The sequence below is a fragment of the Ignavibacteriota bacterium genome (assembly GCA_019637995.1).
In the GTDB taxonomy this organism is placed as follows: domain Bacteria; phylum Bacteroidota; class Ignavibacteria; order Kapaibacteriales; family UBA2268; genus JANJTB01.
The window spans coordinates 347842-366828 of the sequence record JAHBUQ010000003.1; the positions used below are offsets into that span (position 1 = coordinate 347842).

12 protein-coding genes are annotated in these 18987 nt (G+C 34.8%); 4 read left to right on the top strand and 8 right to left on the bottom strand.

The window, feature by feature from the left end; translation table 11 throughout:
- Window positions 1–141: 141 nt before the first annotated feature.
- Window positions 142–624: a MarR family transcriptional regulator gene (locus tag KF896_13555; GenBank protein MBX3044735.1), complete on the bottom strand. Its 483-nt coding sequence runs from the start codon at window positions 622–624 to the stop codon at window positions 142–144.
- Between the two features lie 255 nt (window positions 625–879).
- Between KF896_13555 and KF896_13560 the strand changes: the two genes are divergently transcribed.
- Entirely contained in the window at window positions 880–1569 is a 690-nt protein-coding gene (locus KF896_13560; GenBank protein ID MBX3044736.1) for a uracil-DNA glycosylase, read from the top strand.
- 4 nt (window positions 1570–1573) lie between these two features.
- Here the strand turns inward: KF896_13560 and KF896_13565 are convergent, their stop codons facing one another.
- Both KF896_13565 and KF896_13570 read right to left on the bottom strand, forming a co-directional pair.
- Window positions 1574–2428, bottom strand: coding sequence for a DUF4249 family protein (locus KF896_13565; protein ID MBX3044737.1), 855 nt, complete (start codon window positions 2426–2428; stop codon window positions 1574–1576).
- 9 nt (window positions 2429–2437) lie between these two features.
- Complete coding sequence (locus KF896_13570; GenBank protein MBX3044738.1) at window positions 2438–4729, bottom strand: TonB-dependent receptor; 2292 nt, start codon at window positions 4727–4729, stop codon at window positions 2438–2440.
- Window positions 4730–5287: 558 nt separating this feature from the next.
- Here KF896_13570 and KF896_13575 point away from each other — a divergent pair.
- Complete coding sequence (locus tag KF896_13575) at window positions 5288–11449, top strand: immunoglobulin domain-containing protein (GenBank protein MBX3044739.1); 6162 nt, start codon at window positions 5288–5290, stop codon at window positions 11447–11449.
- A 63-nt stretch (window positions 11450–11512) separates the two neighbouring features.
- Here KF896_13575 and KF896_13580 read toward each other — a convergent pair whose 3' ends face one another.
- Window positions 11513–11992, bottom strand: a complete 480-nt coding sequence (locus KF896_13580) for a hypothetical protein (protein ID MBX3044740.1) — start codon at window positions 11990–11992, stop codon at window positions 11513–11515.
- 161 nt (window positions 11993–12153) lie between these two features.
- Between KF896_13580 and KF896_13585 the strand changes: the two genes are divergently transcribed.
- Both KF896_13585 and KF896_13590 read left to right on the top strand, forming a co-directional pair.
- On the top strand, window positions 12154–12942 hold the full coding sequence (locus KF896_13585) for a T9SS type A sorting domain-containing protein (GenBank protein ID MBX3044741.1): 789 nt from the start codon (window positions 12154–12156) through the stop codon (window positions 12940–12942).
- A gap of 33 nt (window positions 12943–12975) precedes the next feature.
- Complete coding sequence (locus KF896_13590; protein ID MBX3044742.1) at window positions 12976–15033, top strand: acetate--CoA ligase family protein; 2058 nt, start codon at window positions 12976–12978, stop codon at window positions 15031–15033.
- A 646-nt stretch (window positions 15034–15679) separates the two neighbouring features.
- On the opposite strand, the gene KF896_13595 is transcribed toward KF896_13590, so the two are convergent.
- The 4 genes from KF896_13595 to KF896_13610 all read right to left on the bottom strand — a co-directional run bounded on the left by KF896_13595 (window position 15680) and on the right by KF896_13610 (window position 18974).
- Window positions 15680–16696, bottom strand: a complete 1017-nt coding sequence (locus KF896_13595; protein MBX3044743.1) for a hypothetical protein — start codon at window positions 16694–16696, stop codon at window positions 15680–15682.
- A 65-nt stretch (window positions 16697–16761) separates the two neighbouring features.
- Window positions 16762–17808 carry a flippase-like domain-containing protein gene (locus KF896_13600; protein ID MBX3044744.1) on the bottom strand — a complete coding sequence of 349 codons (1047 nt, stop codon included), beginning with the start codon at window positions 17806–17808 and terminating at the stop codon, window positions 16762–16764.
- Between the two features lie 122 nt (window positions 17809–17930).
- On the bottom strand, window positions 17931–18350 hold the full coding sequence (locus KF896_13605; GenBank protein ID MBX3044745.1) for a hypothetical protein: 420 nt from the start codon (window positions 18348–18350) through the stop codon (window positions 17931–17933).
- Between the two features lie 243 nt (window positions 18351–18593).
- Window positions 18594–18974, bottom strand: a complete 381-nt coding sequence (locus KF896_13610; GenBank protein ID MBX3044746.1) for a VOC family protein — start codon at window positions 18972–18974, stop codon at window positions 18594–18596.
- Window positions 18975–18987 lie beyond the last annotated feature (13 nt).

Consider the following 18987-nt stretch of genomic DNA (forward strand, 5'->3'; position numbering starts at 1 on the left):
TTTTAAAAATTATTAATTAGTTGTATATGCAACCATATATATTGAATTTATAAATATTTATCATCTTATAATCTATTATTTTCTGATTTTACTGTGTGTAGTTTACTTTCCAAAAGAAATATAAAATCAACCTGATAATTTTCAACTTTCATCAATCAGATTATTATGAATTTTAGTTAGCACCGATTTCAAATTTACCAATTCTTCATCTGAAAGTCCTTCGGATGCCTTCTTGTTCAAATTCAGAACCATTGGTGTCAACTTGTCACGTAGCTCCTTACCGCTATTAGTAAGGTAAACATATTTATTCCTTTTATCCTGCAGGTCAGGAACTCTTATTAGCAGGTTTTTCTTTTCCATATTGTCAATCAGTCTTGTTATAGTCGTCTTTTCTTTGTAAACCAATTCTGTCAGCTCGTTCTGTCTTCTTCCGTCCTTCATCCATAACATCATTAATATCAGCCATTGAGAGTGGGTAATGTCATAACCGTTTTCCTGAAAAATTCTGGTTAGTGAGTTTCGCATTGAATTAGATACATATCCAATAAAAAAACCCACCGAGCAATGAAGTTTCATCAGCTCAATACCTATATTATCAGAGCAATTATTTGCAATTTGATTCATTTTGATTGTTGTATTTGCAACTATTTTCTAATGACGAATTTTTAAAATATTATTATAATTTACAAAAAGATTTTTTCAAATCAAATGTTAAGTGTAATTTTGTGAGAGTATGTTTAACAAATAATAAAAAAGAAATTGAGTACTATTATAGATAAAGCATTAGCTTATTTGGAATTTCAAAAAGAATCATTTGGAAATGAATTATTGATTGAATTATCTGCAAGTAAAACAGAACCCACTTGCAAACAGGAAGAAATTAACACTACTCGTATTAAACTAAAATCTGAAGTCATTGATTTTGATAAAAATTCATTAATTCAAAGTTCTCTGTCAGAAGTTGAAGATAAAGTTATAAGTATTGATGAGACCTGGCAAAAATCACAATCATTAGATGAATTATACTCCAAAATTCACAAGTGTACTGAATGCAAACTCGGATCCACAAGGAAAAGTTTTGTATTTGGCTCGGGGAATCCTGATTCAGATATATTAATAATTGGCGAAGCTCCCGGAGCTGATGAGGATGAGCAGGGATTGCCTTTTGTTGGTAGAGCCGGACAGCTTTTGACTAAGATACTTGAAGCAATTAAATTGAGTAGAGAGGAAGTATATATTGCAAATATTGTCAAATGCAGACCTCCCGGAAACCGCAGACCGGAAACTATTGAAGTTGATACCTGTGAGCCATATCTTAAGAAACAGATTGAAATAATAAAGCCCCTGTTTATATTATCTCTGGGGCTTACTTCAGTTGATACTTTACTTAAAACAAAACATAAAATGGCTGATATTCGTGGAAAACTTCAGGATTATCACGGTATCAAAATGCTTGTAACTTACCATCCTGCTGCTCTTTTGAGAAATCCACACTGGAAGAAGCACGTATGGGAAGACGTCAAATATTTCCGCTCACTTTATGATGACTTTCTTAAAACCAAAAAATAGCTTATTATGGCTGATTCTTACGAAGAAAGAAGTCATATCTGAGCGCTGAAGCAGAGCCAAAATAGCCGATTGCACCATCCACACTGGTAAGCAAGGGATCTGCATCTCCGCGCCCCTGAGCTTGTAAAAACCACCGCAAGAGGTTCCAGTCAGGAACATATATGGTTATTCTATGCTTTCCGAACCAACGAAATGCATTCCAAATAATTGGAGTTCTTGTGTTTGGTATTGGAAAAATTGTTACCGGCTCTCTGAATCTGTCGGGATTGCCAAATGGTCTGTAAATTCTACGATTTGGCTCATCTGTTGGTGGATTCAAATATATACCGTAATTCAGTGTATCAAGATTTTCGATGCTAATTAGGTAGAAATCATATCCGGGAGCTCGTTGCCAGGATATACTGTCGCTTTCTCCTAAGTTCAAAGTGTCAAGTGGAAATTGCAAAGTATCGCTGGCAGGTCTGTAGTTCCATTGGGTTGTTGGTGGTGTAAATGTAGTACCTGTAATAAATTTTCCATTATTAAGAGTAATTTCAAGCTTGTAATTTACACCCGATTTTACTTTGTAAGTTGTATCATCAAAGTAATAACCAACTCCGCCATCTTCACGTGTTCTGAACTTTAATTGAAATTCACGCTCGTCACCAATGATTTTTACATTTGCATCCCTAACCATTGAAGAGTCAAAATCGAAAATGCTGTTTAAAGGTTGTGTTTTCATTAATGTTATATTTTGAATCGGGTCATCAACGATTAAAAGCCCTTCTACAACAAAATCTTCTATATAATCAGTAGGCACAGGGTCTTCGCATGATATAACTAGCAAACTGATTACTATTATAAATAATAACTTTTTCATTTTTTTCTCCTAAAATCTAATTTCGAGTGATACAGTTGGTAAAATCGGAATTAGTCTTACGTCTTCTACAAATGTATTTTCTTCCTGCGTATTATAAAACCGTACTAAAATATCCCTACGGCTGTAAACATTGTAAATATCTATAATTGCTTTCGATTCAAGTCCCCACATATCAAAACTATAAGTAGCTGTAAGATTTAGCTGATGTGATGGTGGAAGTCTTAATCCAAATCTTTGGGATGGAACAATTTTTCCTCTTCCTCTTACCTGTCCTGGGAGTACAGTCTGGAACCGTGAGGTTGCTCCTGTATAAGACTGGCCTGTCTGATAGAAGAATGACGCACCAAAATCCCAGGAATCATTGTGGTCATAATTTACTACTACTTTAAAATCATGAGTTCTGTCATATCTGGGTCTGAATGCTTCACCATTATTTATACTGTCGAATCTTGAAGAAATAAAACCTAATGCATAACCAACCCATCCGTTAACTTTACCGAATCTCTTCTGAACAAATACCTCAGCTCCCCATGCTGTTGCATCGCCGATATAGAATACATCCCCAACGTTTGCACCTTGAAGGGCATTGGTATTAAGCTCACTTACATTTGTCAGGTCCTTATAATAGAAATCAAAATTCAAAGTATGGCGTGGTATCGGCTCTGTCTCTATGCTTATAATATAATGTGTGGCATTGCTTGCAGGTACAGTGTTGTCTGTCGGAAGCCATGTATCAAAAAATGAAAAGTTTGGTTGAGTTGCAAGTCGAAGATTCTGATGAAATATTCCCCAAGCACCTTTAATTGCAATTTTATCGGTAAGTCTGTATCTTGCTGATATTCTTGGGTCATAAGTAATTAAATCGCTTAATTCCCAATAATTCACTCTTAAACCAGCCTGCAAGGAAAGCAATGCTGTAATTGACCATTTCATTTGTCCGAAAACTGCTGTTTGAAAATCTTTTATTTGCAAATTTGTGCTTCCGCCACTCGAACCTTGTGCAGTTGAATCTGTATCACCTGTGAAATTCTGCAAATATCCGAAATTATACCATGATGATTCTACTCCGAATTTAGCTGTTAAGTCTTCTGATGCAAACCACTCTGTATTAATTTTTATAGTATAATCTTCGATTGTATTATCTATCAAAAATTCGTAACCGGATTGGTCACCGTAAATGTTATTAAAGTATTTACTGTAGCTGGCATTCATTGTAGAGAATAGTTTCTCATTGAATATATGTGTCCATTTACCTGAAATTAACCTATTGCCTAAATCCAGTCCAACAGCAAGTCCAAAATTAGAAAATTCGAGATTATCATTACTCAAAAATCCACTAATCGAAACTTTATCATTTGGTCCGAAATCCTGAGTGATTTTTCCGTTCAAATCATAAAAACCGAAGTCAGGAATAGGTGTCTCAGGGTCTTCAGGAATTAATTGCTTTACTAAATCAAAGTAAGTTCGCCTTCCTGAAACAAACCAAGAGCCATTTCCGATTGGTCCCTGAAGCCCGACTCTTGATGATATTACACCAATCGAAGCAACACCTTCAAATTCCTTTCTGTTGCCATCATTTTGTGTGATATTGAGAACAGCCGAAAGTCTTCCGCCATATTCTGCATCGAAACCTCCTTTAACAAGTTCAACATCTTTGATTGCATCAGTGTTGAAGGTGGAAATGAATCCGAACAAGTGTGTGGGATTATAGACCGTCGAGCCGTCAAGAAGCACTAAATTCTGGTCAGGTGAGCCGCCACGAACGAATAAACCACTCGAAAGCTGTGATGACGTCAGAACGCCGGGAAGGTATTGAAGCGTTCTAAAAATATCGGACTCACCACCAACGCGAATATTTTTGATTGTTTGCACCGGAACATTAACTTTGCTTATGCTGATTTGTCTTTTCTCCACATCACGCTCGGCTTCAACATAAATATCTTCCTGCATAAATGAGCCCTGATTGAGCTCAAACTCCTCGCGCAAAACCTGACCTGCTTTAAGTTCGATTTTTTTCTGAAACTTATCGTAACCAAGGAATGAAACCGATACATTATAAGTGCCGGGTGGAATATTATTTATAGTAAAGTAACCGGACTTATTACTGCGTGTGCCAAATTTCGTATCAATTAAAAAAACTGTGGCACCTACAAGTGTTTCGCCTGTTTTCTTATCCTTTACAAAACCGTTCAAGCCGGAATTGTCTTTACTTGCAATCATATTTTCTGCTGTATTCTTTCCCAAACTCATCACGAACATACCAATTATCAACAGCAGAAATCTTAACATTTTCAATGACATCAAATAAAATCCATATTTATAAAAAAAATAAAAAATTATTCCATATAACACATAGACGAATAAAATTAATATTTACCTTATTCATAATTCAAATTTTAAATTAATGAACTGAATTTAATAAATGAAAGCATCATACACCATATAGCTCAATTGGAACTCAAGAATAATGTTGCTTTTGCAAAGATTTATTCATCAATATAATTCTCAGCTTTATTAAAATTTAATGAAGCAAATATGAATACGCTATGATAGCGGTATTAATATGTATATTTAAAGTCAATAAAATAGCAATAGCAACATTAAATAAATTTTATAAATATTAATAATTGATAAAATAAAAAATCAAAAATAAAGTTATTTAAAAAAATATATTATTATAAGTATATATTTTATTTGGTATTAATCTAAATTTTATTTATTTTTGGAACTAATAGAATATTGTATTTTTAAATAGTATTTTATGTATCTAATATACAAATAAAAATACACTGAATTTATTTTAGCTTAGTAAATATGTAATTAATAGATAAATAATGTATAATAATAGGGTTTAATACTATGAGAATCTTTACTAAATCGCTTGCAATTTTAGCGGTTATGTTTTTCAGCCTGAATGTTTACGGGCAAGTCGAAATTGAAGGCACAAACTATGCAAGGTTATCCTTAGCATTTAATGCCATTAATGCAGGTACGCACACCGGTGATATCGAAGTCTTAATTACTGACGATTTCACTGAAACTACTACAGCTGTTCTAAATGCATCAGGAGAAGGTAGTGCTGATTATGAGTCAGTTATTATTTATCCAACAGATGAGTATACTATTCAAGGCAACCTGACTAATGGTATAATACAGCTATCAGGTGCAGACAATGTTACAATTGACGGCAGAGCAAATTTAAGCGGTTCGTCAATTGATTTAACTATTCAAAACAATGCCACATCAGGTGCTGTTATAAGAATTGACAGACTCGTTTCAGGATCAGGTAACCCTGCTGAAAACAATACTGTAAGATATTGCAATATTAGACATAGTGGAAAAACAGGAAGTCGTTACGGTATTACATTCGGTACAAGTACAAGTTACACAGGAACTGCTTCTCATGAAGGTAATAGAGTTGAATACTGTAACTTCAGTAATATGTATTATGGTATTCGTTCCTATAGTAGCAGTGCTGATAAAGCCGAAAGCTTAATAATCAATAACAACTATTTTGGCAGTTCAACACTTACAGAAAGTTTGGGATACATGACCTTGTATCTGTATTATGTTAATGATGCTAAAGTTTACGAAAACACATTTGAATATCTAAACCATACAGGAACTATGTATGTAATGTATGTATATTATTGTGATGATGTTGAGATATTCGATAATTCAATTAAAAATATTGATCATCCTTCTTCAATTTACATCTTACGTAAACAATCTTCTCCAAATGCAAAAGTTTATGGTAATACTGTAGAAAATGTAAAAGCAAACAGCACATTCTATGGTTTCTATACCTCATCTTCTTCAAGTACTGAATTTACGGATAATGTATTTAAAAATATTATCAATAATGGTACATTCTATAGTTTCTATTTGAGCTCATGCGGTACATCTAAAATTAATAATAACAGTATAGAAGATGTACAGACTTCAAATGGAACTTTGTATAATTTGTATATGTCATCTTGTGCAAGCAGTGAAGTGATTGGTAATTATGTGGATGGTGCTACTGCAACTACATATTTATATAATGTATATGCAACAAGTTGCGCCAGTACAAAGTTTCACAATAATAACTTTAATGACCTGAATTCTGTTGGTGGTAGTACAACCAGTGCTCATGGATTTTATATATTAAGTTCCAACAGCTCTGAATTTATAAATAATTCGATTTCAAATGTTAGAACTACTCAGGTTACAACAAGTACTTTGTACAATCCATTTGGGATTTTTATTAACTCGGGAACCGGATATAAAATTTGGTATAATAGTGTCTATTTAACCGGAAAACAACACGAAGTTAATACTTCATCATCAATGAGTGCCTGTCTGATGATATACAACTCTTCTACAAACTCACTTGATATCAGAAATAATAACTTTTATAATGAATTAGAAGGAAGACCTGGTTCAAAAATGTATTCAATTTACATGACCAGTACTAATAATAGAAACAGTTCTACTATTGATTATAACAACTATTATGTAGCAGGACAGCATGGTGTACTCGGATATTTAGCAGGTGACAGAACTACACTATCAGCTTGGCAGTCAATCAGCCAGCAGGATGTTAATTCTATAAGCATTGATCCTGATTTTAATTCATCTTCAGTTTTGGCTCCATTTCTGAACTCCGCTGTATTAGGCAAAGGGACTCCAATCAATACAGTTTCTACAGATATTATGGGCGAAAGTCGTTCAAGTACAGCTCCAACTATTGGTGCTTACGAAACTGCGGATGATATTGTAGGTCCTCAGATTGATTACGAACCGTTGTTGACTACAACAAGCACAAATAACAGAACTCTGGTTGCAACTATAACTGACCGTACAGGTGTTGATGTCGGAGCTTCTTCACCAAGATTATATTATAGAACAACATCAACTAATAATACTTTCAATAGTAATTCATCAACAACTTCTGGATGGAAATATTCTGAAGCTGAATCTATCGTTGGAAATCAGTTTACATTTACATTAGATTATGGCAAATTGAATGATGGTGCTGATGTTGGTGATGAAATTGAATATTTCCTGATTGCTAAAGATGTTTCATCAAGAGAGAACGTTTCATATTCTTCAGGCAAATTTACCAGTGAACCAACTACAACTAATCTGAATTCTGATAATTTTCCTGTAACAGGAGCTGAATCATATAGATTGGCACTGGGATTTTCAGGTAATTACACTATCGGTAGTAATCAGACTTATACATCTCTTACCAAACCGGAAGGTATATTTAAAGCATTAATGGATAATGTTGTAGATGGAGACGTATTTTTAAACATATCTTCTAATCTTAACGAAACAGGAGAAATTCAATTAGGTAGTTTGACTTATGCTCCCAATGGTCCATATAAAATCTATATCAGACCTAATTCTGATACTAAACGCACTATTTCAGGTGAAATTGGTGGAGCATTAATTAGATTGATTGGCGTGAATAATGTTGAAATAGACGGCAGTTATGATGGTGAAGGACGTTATCTTAAATTTGAGAATACCGCTACCAATTCTACTACAACATATCGTGCAACTATAATGGTTGGTAGTAATTCAGGGCAGGGTGGTAATGATATAACTATCAAGAACTGTGAAATTACAAGTGGAAACAGATTGAACTATTCATTTGGTATTATCACAAGTGATGGAGCTATAACCACAAGCACAAGTAGCCCAGGTATTACTAACCTTCTTATTAAAAATAATCATATTTACAACAGTACTTATGGTATTTATGCTGCAGGTCAGACTGCTATCGGAACTACAACACTAAATAATCTTATAATTGAAGATAATTTAGTTGGCGATGATGATGCTAATAACAGTATTTTAAGCTATGGCATTGAGGTGAGATATGCTCCATATGCACAGATTCGAAGAAACAAAATCTGGAATTTTAATGGAGGTTCTAACAATACTAACTATGTTATTGGCATAAGGATTTACAGCACAGGTAATGTGCCAACATATATTGACGGTAATGATATTTATGGAATGAACTATCAGGGTACATCCATTTGCTTTGCAAACGGTATCTGGATAGCAACAGGTAATTATAATGAAATAACTAATAATAAAATTGCTGATATTCTAACAACAAATTATACTTACACATCACCTACAAGTTATCAGGCGGCAGGCATTAGAGTGCAGGGAAGCTTTACCAAAATACTACACAATACCATTATTATGCAAGGTCAGATGAAGTATTACTCAAACTCAACCAACTACGGTGGTTTTGCGGCAAATATCTTCTTTACAAGTTCGTATTCAGGTAATGATGTAAGAGGAAATATTTTGCACAATTCAGTAACTAAGGCTTCTAATGCAACCTGGCATCCACAAGCATATTGTATTTGGTATTACACAACTGCAAATATTGGTCCATACTTTACTCTGTTAGACCATAACGTATATTCAGTTGGTAATGGAGCTAAAATAGGTGGTAATGGTACAACTACTATACCTCATCCATATCAGATGTTTACGCTCAATCAGTGGCAATCATATACAAATAAAGACTGGAATTCAAAAACAGGAATGCCTGAATTTGTTGATACAAAAGAGGACTTGCACATAAATGGCAGCAGCATTGGAAATTCATTCTATATGTATGGTGGAATTCCTGAGATTACTTATGATGGCGATGGCGAAATGAGAAATGCAACTACTTACTACGGTGCTGACGAAGTAAATGCCATATTTGAACTTGCTGAAGATACAAAAATTGCTCCAAGCAATGCAGTTCATTGCGTTGAAGATGTAGTTACTATTTCAGCTAATCCCGATGTAACAGGTTTTGGTGATGGCGTTGAGCGTTCAGGTTTATCGGCAATTGACATCAATTGGTACAAAAATGGCGAATTGATTTCCGGTGCAAAAAGCAAAAATCTTACATTTAATCCTGTTAAAATGAGCGATTCTGCAAGATACTTTGCTACAGGTACATTTATGGGTAAAACTGTAACAAGCACTGAAACTTTACTCAAAGTTGAAACACCAATGTCTATTTCATATCAGCCACCAACATCAGATGTATGTACAACATCTCCTGAACTCACTTTGCTTGCTGAAGCAACCGGAACTATTCTTGGTTATCAGTGGGAATTTATGAAGAAAGGAACTATGAATTGGGTTGATGTACAGGGAGCAACAAGTAATGTATTAGAATTAGTAATTACAAACGACTTGGTTGGTGATTACAGATTACGAGTAATGGGTCCGGGCAACTGTGGTCCTGCTACAATCTGGACACAACCTGCTATGGTTACAATATCAGAACCACTTCACAGTGTTAACTTACATCAAATTGAAAAAAGTGAAGGCAAAAACTTATATTACACTTGCGTAGATGAAGATATTACTCTTAGCGTAACAGATGAGGGAACTGTTTTTGGTTATGTATGGCAAAAAGATGCAGGCAATGGTTTTGTTGACTTATCCCTTGCACAGTATCCTACAGCACGTAATCCTGTATTAAGAATCAATGGTTCAACACCTGCTGAAAGCGGAATTTACCGTTGTCTTGTATTGGGTTCAGCATCCTGCGGTACTGCAGAAGTATTATCACAGGAAGTTGACATAAGAATCTGGCCTTACTTCAGCTTAGACCAGCAGCCGGAAAGCAAAACACTTTGTGAAGGCGAAAATTCATTTATCAGAATTAACATCTCAGGTATAGTTTACAGTTACCAGTGGTTCAAAGATGGTGTAATGTTAACTTCAGAAGACAGTCCTTATTATGATAAACCGGTATTTTATTTAACTGATTCTAAGTTTGAAGATGGTGGTGTTTACCAATGCCGCGTTCAGGCAGAAGACTGTTTTGGTTTTCTCGATTTCATGTCTGAAGAAGCATCAATATATGTTTCAACAGGCACTGAAATAACAGTTCCTCCAATGACTCAGGCAGTTGTTCCTGGTAGCGATGTTACTTTCAGAGTAAGAGCTCACGTCAATGGTACTCCTGAAGGATATGTTCCTGAAATTCAATGGTACAAAGGCAACCAACCACTCGTGGAAGGTGGAAGATTTATCGGTACAAAATCAGACAGACTAAGCATTGCAAATGTTCAGGATAGCGACTTTGGTGAAAACTATCGTGTTATAGTAACAGGTCACTGTGGAAGCGACGAAGCTTCGTTTTTCGGATTAATCAAAGGCGAAGTTATCATTACTCAGCAACCTGTTGGAGCTGATGCATGCGAAGATGATATGATTATTCTTAGTGTCTCAGCTGAAACAAGCGTTCCCGGTGGATTTGTTACATACCAATGGTACAAAGAAGGTATCGCCATTATGGATGGTGATGGAATTATGGGAAGTCAGTCTGCTGAACTTATGATAGCTCCGGCAAAACCAAATAATTCAGGCAACTATCATGTAGAAGTTAAGCCGGGTAATTCGGATATAGGTATCCTCTCTGATGAAGTATCTGTTACAATTGATCCTAAGCCGAAATTTACATCACAACCTGATGCTAATGTTACTATTGAAACAGGTGGTGTACTTGCACTTACAGTAGAAGTTGAAGGTATCGAACTTGAATACCAGTGGTATTTCGATGGTACAGCCATTGAAGGAGAAGATACTAATACACTTATGATTTATGATGTTACTGAAGACAACACAGGTAATTACTGGGTGGAAGTTACAAACAGATGCGGTACAGTTCAGTCAGTTATTTCTGAAGTGATTGTAACCAGCGGTGCTTCAACTGTTACAGAAGTATCCGAAAACGGCTTCATACTTGGTAATGCTGTACCAAACCCTGTGAATGCAACAGCGAATCTTGAGTTCATTGTCCCTGCTGAATCACAAGTAAAAATCACACTCGTAAATGACTTAGGTGCTGAAATAGCAGTACTTACTGACGCTACATTGTCATCCGGAACACACAACTTAAGCATCAACACTGAATCACTGAATTTAACTTCAGGAGTTTACAGTGTGGTACTTAAATCATCCGGAACTATGCTGACACAAAGAATAGTCGTAGTCAGATAGTAGAAATTGTTCACCTTTAAAATATAACTGGTAACCCCTTAAAAAAGGGTTGCCGGTTTTTTTTTAGTTATCATGTCCCGTCCAGTCTCCCCAATAATTGATTTCAATTAATTTTGAAAATCTGTCACGAGCAACAGCAACAGAAACTGTCCTTTTGTTTGTAGCCCAGTGAGTTATACTGTAATTCCACTTAGGATGATATCCTTCCTGCTGGTGAAGCATTATGGTTTTTCCTGTGCTGTCCTCAATTCCAATCCGGCAATTACTCCATTCACCTGATGGAATATTTACATAAAAATACTCGGTCTGTCCTGGTGCAATTTTCTTACCCTTAATAATATTATCTGACCAGAGTCCTTTTGGAATTGTATCGCCTACTTTTCCCATAGGTTGCATTTCTATTGCTGTAACAGAATACCACGAGCCTGATACATTTTCAAACTTTACGTGAAGATTTCCGGTTGATCCCGGGCTTGTAGTTTCATTGCAGGAGATTGTTAAAAATACTGCAACAGAGAACATAACAAATAGATGCCATTTCATTCTTATACCTTTTGAATTTTAAACAAAAAAGACAATTCAAAATTAATCTAAATATTAATATTTACCAAATTGTTTAACAAATATTCGTTAAAACTTTTAAATTTCATTAAATAATCGTATTTTTATAAATTATAATTATTAATTATTTAAAAAAAAATAATATGAAAAACTACATATACATATTTTTGTTTATTTTTGCAATTCCAATAATTGCAGCTGAAGATTTTTACTCCCTTTCAGCTAAGAAAATTAATGGTGATACACTTCATTTTTCTGAGCTACGTGGCAAAAAGCTTATGATAGTTAATGTTGCATCACTCTGTGGCTATACATATCAATATGCCGAGTTGCAGAAATTATACGAAGAATTCGGAGGCGATAATTTTGAAATTATAGCATTTCCGGCAAATAATTTCTCTAATCAGGAGCCCGGAACAGATGAGGATATTGAGGATTTCTGCAAAGAAAACTATAATGTTACTTTTACAATGATGTCCAAAATCTCAGTAAAAGGATTTGACAAACACTCTGTTTATCAGTGGCTTACAGATGGTTCTATTAATGGTCAGGTTTATCAGGAGGTTATGTGGAATTTCCAAAAATACTGTATAACAGAAGAAGGTAAAATTTGGAAAATATTCAGCTCTCAAACTTCACCACTTCATAATGATATCAAAACATGGCTTAAGCAAAATGTAAGTATTGCAGAAAATAATGATTTAAACGAAATAATTGCAGTCTATCCAAATCCTGCTAATGATTTTATAATGATTGATGCGATTGATACCAATGATGACGTTATTATTTATAATACTTTGGGGATTGAACAGTTAAGACTCAATAGTCCGGATGCAACAAATGGCGTTCATTCAATTAATATATCTGCTTTACCGGCAGGGACATATATTATCAGAATCGGGAATCAATCTAAAATATTTGTCAAAATTTAATAAAGATAATGAAATATAATAATTGGAAATATTATGGTAGTTAATGAGTTAATAAACCCAAAAAGTATAGTAATTGTAGGTGGCTCGAATGATATCGAAAAGCCCGGCGGAAAAATTCTGAAAAATATAATTGACGGAAACTATCGTGGGCAATTATCAGTTGTCAATCCTAAGGAAACAATTGTACAGGGTGTTAAGTGTTTTGCTGATGTTAAAGATATTGATGATGCAGAACTTGCAATTATTGCAATACCTTCCCGAATGACACTTGATACAATCAAAACCTTAGCTTACGAAAAATCCACAAAAGCATTCATAATACTTTCTGCAGGATTTAGTGAATTCGGAGAAGCCGGAAAACTATTAGAGCAGGAGATTGTTAAAGTAGTTGAAAGTGTGGGCGGCTCGCTTATTGGTCCAAACTGTATCGGGATTGTTACTCATAGTTACAAAGGTGTATTTGCCGGATTAATTCCACAATTAAGCAATAAGGGCTGTGATTTGGTATCCGGCTCAGGCGCAACAATTTGCTTTATATTGGAAATGGCTGTTCCCCGCGGACTAATGTTCAACAGTATTTTTTCTGTTGGAAACAGTGCTCAAATCGGTGTCGAAGAAGTGCTTGAATACTGGGATGATACTTTCGACCCGAAAACTTCATCCAAAGTCAAATTGTTCTATATAGAACAAATTCATAATCCCGATAAACTGCTTAAGCATTGCCGCTCATTAATTAAGAAAGGATGCCGTATTGCAGCTATCAAAGCCGGAACAACTGAAGCCGGCTCACGGGCTGTTTCATCTCATACCGGAGCATTAGCAGGCTCAGATACTGCTGTCGAGGCATTATTCCGCAAAGCCGGCATAATTCGATGCTACTCACGCCAGGAGCTTGTTTATGTTGGTGGAGTTCTACTTCATAAACCTCTCACCGGAAAAAATATTGCAGTCATTACTCATGCAGGTGGATCGGGTGTTATGCTTACCGATACTCTGGCTAAAGGCGGTTTAAGTATACCAAAAATCGAAGGTCCAGCCGCAGAAGAACTGCTTGCGCAGCTTTATCACGGATCATCTGTATCAAATCCGATAGATTTTCTTGCTACAGGAAATGCTGACCAACTCGGTACAATTCTGGAATATGTTGACCGTGAATTTCATAATATTGATGCCTCTGTAGTGATTTTCGGAACTACCGGAATGTTCGATGTAACTGGAGTGTATGATGTTCTCCATGAGAAAATGAAATGGTGCAAAAAGCCTATTTATCCATGTCTGCCATCTGTTGTTCAAGCGGAAAAAGCCGTAAAACACTTCCTTTCGCTTGGTAGAATTGACTTCACTGATGAAGTTGCACTTGGTTCAGCGCTTTCGAAGATTTATAATACTGCTCCACCTGCTGATGAATATACTCTACCTGAAGTTGATAAAAAAATAATAAGAGAAGTTATTGATAATTCAGATGACGGCTACTTATCTCCTGAGAAAATTCAGAAATTGCTTGATGCAGTTGGAATCCCGAGAGTAAAAGAATTGATTGCTGAATCAAAAGAAGATGCTCTCAAAAAAGCTTCAGAGCTTGGATTTCCTTTAGTATTGAAAGTTGTCGGTCCGATTCATAAAACTGATGTCGGTGGAGTCGTACTCAATGTTCGGCATCCTGATATAGTGGCGGCTGAATTCGACCGAATGATGCAGATTCCCGATGCTACCGGAATTATGCTTCAGCAGATGCTTAGCGGTACTGAACTTTTTGTGGGAGCAAAGCATGAAGAAGATTTCGGGCATATTGTACTTCTTGGTCTTGGAGGCATATTTATCGAAGTGCTTAAAGATATTTCCTCTGCACTTGCACCTGTAAGCAGAGTTGAAGCTTTGAAAATGATGTCCGAGCTGAAATCTTACAAACTTCTTGAAGGAGTGCGTAAACGTGAAGGTGTAAATAAGGAAATATTTGCAGAAATTTTGGAAAGATTATCAGCTCTGCTTGATGCAGCACCGGAAATTATGGAATTAGACCTGAATCCGCTTCTTGGGAAGTCTGATTCAATTATAGCTGTGGATGGAAGAATCAGGATTGAAAAAAAATAATTGTGGAAAACAAGGATACCGCCGACATTTTGATATCGGCGGTTTAAAATAATCAAATTAAGCCATTTATTAACTTTGGAAAATACAGCTGAAACATAATAGCGGCTGAATTTACCAATTAATGTTGCCTGATAAGTATTACAAAATAATTTTCATAAATAAATGAAATTGAAAAGTATATGCCAGCCATCAAATTAGATCAATCACCTGAATTTATGTCCATTGAGCCATTGTCAGATTGAATTTTACTTACTCCATAAGTTTCATACTTTGTTAGTATCGTTTCTAAAATATTTATGTGATACTTAATCATTTTAAATATTAAGGAATGATAGATCTCTATTATGATCAGCTCTATGACTTATTGTTTAGCCTGTTGATTTGCTGATTTTTTATCCATATTCATAATTAATTCGTAATTGACAGGAAATTCCTCTACCAAACGAAAAATTCCAATAATTGCAGTTATATCCGAAATTAGGAAAAAGAACATTTTTATGATACAATTCATCTTCAATATTCATTGTCAGTCTGATTCATTGGATTTGTTATGCAGAAACCTTCGATTTAATTCAGACTGACAATTGGTTATTTTAGCTATTGTAACTATCAGACAAACATAATTAGAAAACAGACAATATTATATTTATTTTCTGTAAATAATTGGTTCGCAATTGCATTGAATACTAACGATCTTCTTGCCTTCCTCTGCTGATTCAAGAGAGGAGTAGTGACCAATCACAACTGCGTGCATCACGATACCGTTTACTTCTTTTTCTACAACTTGCGTCCTTAGTCTGCGAACTAAGAATTTATTTTTTTCTGATTCTGCAGTATTAGAATCTTTATAAATTCCGACCTGCAAACCAAAAAACTCAGGTTCCTTAGGCGAATCGTGAGATGTATTAAGATTTGGAATTTCCTCAATTTTTGTAACACTCTGATTTCCATTTAGGTTTGGATTAGTTTTTGGTTTAACAGGCGTTTCTGTAATATCACTTTTTTTTGTCCCTGTATCAGTCATTGATTTTTCAAATTTTGAGATATTAGAATTATCAGATTTAGAATTTTCCGGCAGTTTCTTAACATTATCTTTCAAATCAATTGTTGCTGCAATTTCATCAGGATTAATTACGTCAGGTTTGGATGAAGTAGCAGGTTTGTTCATATTTTCCGGATGAATCTTTTGTAAATTATTTTGATTACGTTCACTTGTAGCAGAAACAGTCTTCATATTCTTTCTTGAAAGTGCAACTGCAGAGCGTACTACATCGGAAGCAGGACCTATAAAAGGTGAAGCAGGGTATCTACCTCTAAAATTTGCAAGCTCCGCCTGCGATTTGATTGTATCGCCTAAAACAGCATAGAATTGAATTATTCTCCAGTATGCATGGTCAGCCCAAGCACTCTCAGGATATTTTTGAATGATGCCTTTATAGACATCAAGAGCAAGAAAAGCATCTTCGAGAATTGTACCGTGAAGTAGTTTCACGCCCGGGTCATCAGGATATTTTGCCAATAAATCAGGAATTACAGCCCTAACCTCATCAATTCTGCCATATGCAACAAGTCTTAAATTTTTGTTAACTTCGTCTTTCTGTGAAAATAAAATACCAGTGTTCAATATTATTATTGAAAATAAGAGAGATTTTACGATTTTCATAACTTTTACCTTAAATTTACTTTATGCCTGTTACAAAAAAACACAATTATATTTAAATATACAAATTATGTAGTTTTTAATTCTATGTTGTTATTGTTTTCGTTGTTATTTGATAAATCATCAGGTATTTTGGTAATCCTTTCTCTAATCAGAAATATACCGCCTACAGTTAGTTGTATAAAGAGTGAACTTGCGTGATTGATTGTTGCATAAGCAAGTGCCATTTCTTCTTGAATGCCATACAGTCCCATCATAGCGTACATTATCAGTGAGTGCATCACCCCAATTCCGCTTGGTGTTGGTGCAATAGTAACGCCAATTCCACTTACAATTACCAAAAACAAGGCATCACCGATTGATACATCAATCGTTTGACTAAATGGAAAACAGAAAAACATTAAATACATCGGAAGTGCGTAGCAAAGCCAAATCAAAAGCGATTCAGCTATTAGTCTGATATATGAACGAGGATTTTTAATTACTGAAAAACCAAGTCTGAATTTGGCGAAAATATCTAAAATTCTGTCATGTATTTTTGTAGAAAATGGTTTTACAATAAATTTTAATGCAAAGTTTATAAAAGGAGGATAAAAACTAAAAAAGAGTATAAAAAGAACAAATACAGAGAACATTAATATTTTTTGAGGGTCAACACCCGGAAGCATGTTAGCAATTTTGTCTCTTGCTATAATAAATGCAATAGCAAAAAGAAATCCGAGTGTAAAAACATCAATAACCCGCTCGACCACAATCGTTGCAAATACACTTGATTTAGATACATTCTCACGCTTTGCATAAACATAGGGTCTGACAAACTCACCAAGACGAGGATAAATCGAATTGAAGAAATAACCAACCATGACTGCAGAAAACAGGTTTATAGTTGAACCGGGGTTCATTATGGGTTTAAGAATTGTACGCCAACGCAAAGCTCTTACATAATGAGATGCAATGATAATAGGTAAAGACAGAAACACCCAAAGATAATTTGCTGTTCGGATTGATTCCCAAAGCATGCTCATATTAATATCTTTAAGTGCAAAATAAAATGACACTACGACAAGTGCCAAAGTAAGTAGCCACTTTAATGCTGTACAGATACCTTTATTCATTTACTAATATATGTAATCAAAAAAAGCATTAACGAATTTAACTTAGAATTCATGCAATTTTTTTAAATATTCTATATACAATAAAGTCGTTATCACTTTTAAAAGTTAGCTGAGAGTTATATTCAACCCGTAGCACGAATTCCTATAAGATTCCCCTGATTGTCAAGGAATGTCGCTTTGCTACCCAATAATGGGTGAAATACTGTAGGTTGAGATATCACTACTCCACCATTTGCTGCTACATTTTGGAGAACAGCATTAAGTTGAGGTTGATTATCTACTTCAAAATAGTGCATTGCTGCATCATTGCAAGGATTACAAGGAGTATAAGAATCTCCGCATTCTACGAGCACACCATTATTCAGTTGTGCAGGACCATTTGATATAACAATTCCAAATTTCTGCCCATTGATAGTAGTTTCATCAATTGTTACACCAAATACTGCTGTATAGAAAGGTGCTGCTTCGGCAATTCTGCGTACAGGCATTTCGAACCAGGCAATTACATTTCGACCCGGATCATTTATAATTCCAACTGACATAAAGCACTCCAAAATATAATTAATAATAAAATTTACGTCAAGACTTTGACCTTAATATTAAAACGATAGTAAGAAATAATATTTTTAAAATTTTGAAATAATTTAACATTTTCTCAAATTATTCTAATCTTTTGTATTATAGTTTAGTTACAGAAAAAAGAAAAAAAGAATGCTACATCAGATAGTATCTTATTATAGCACATATTTGATGTAAAAAAAAATGTTTAAATATTTTTAATAATTTTAGTTGATTATTACTCCAAATTTATTCTTTTTATTATCCTCACAAATTGCAAATTCAGAATTTAATATTGGATGATTTCTTGGAGGCATAGTAATAATTACACCACCATTCTTAGGAACTTTACTAAGTATATCATCAAATTGAAGCTTTGTACTTGCTTGAAAATATTGAATTGAAGAGCAAGGGAGAGGTTCAGGATATTCTGCCAAAACCCCACAAGAATCAATTCCATTCGGAGTTCTAATTTGAATAGTACCGAATGTCCTTCCATCAACACATTTTTCAACAATATTAAATCCAAAAACATTTTCATAAAATGCCTTAACTTCACTTAACCTGCGTATCGGCATTTCAAACCAGGCAATTACATTTCGACCCATAAAGCACTCCAAA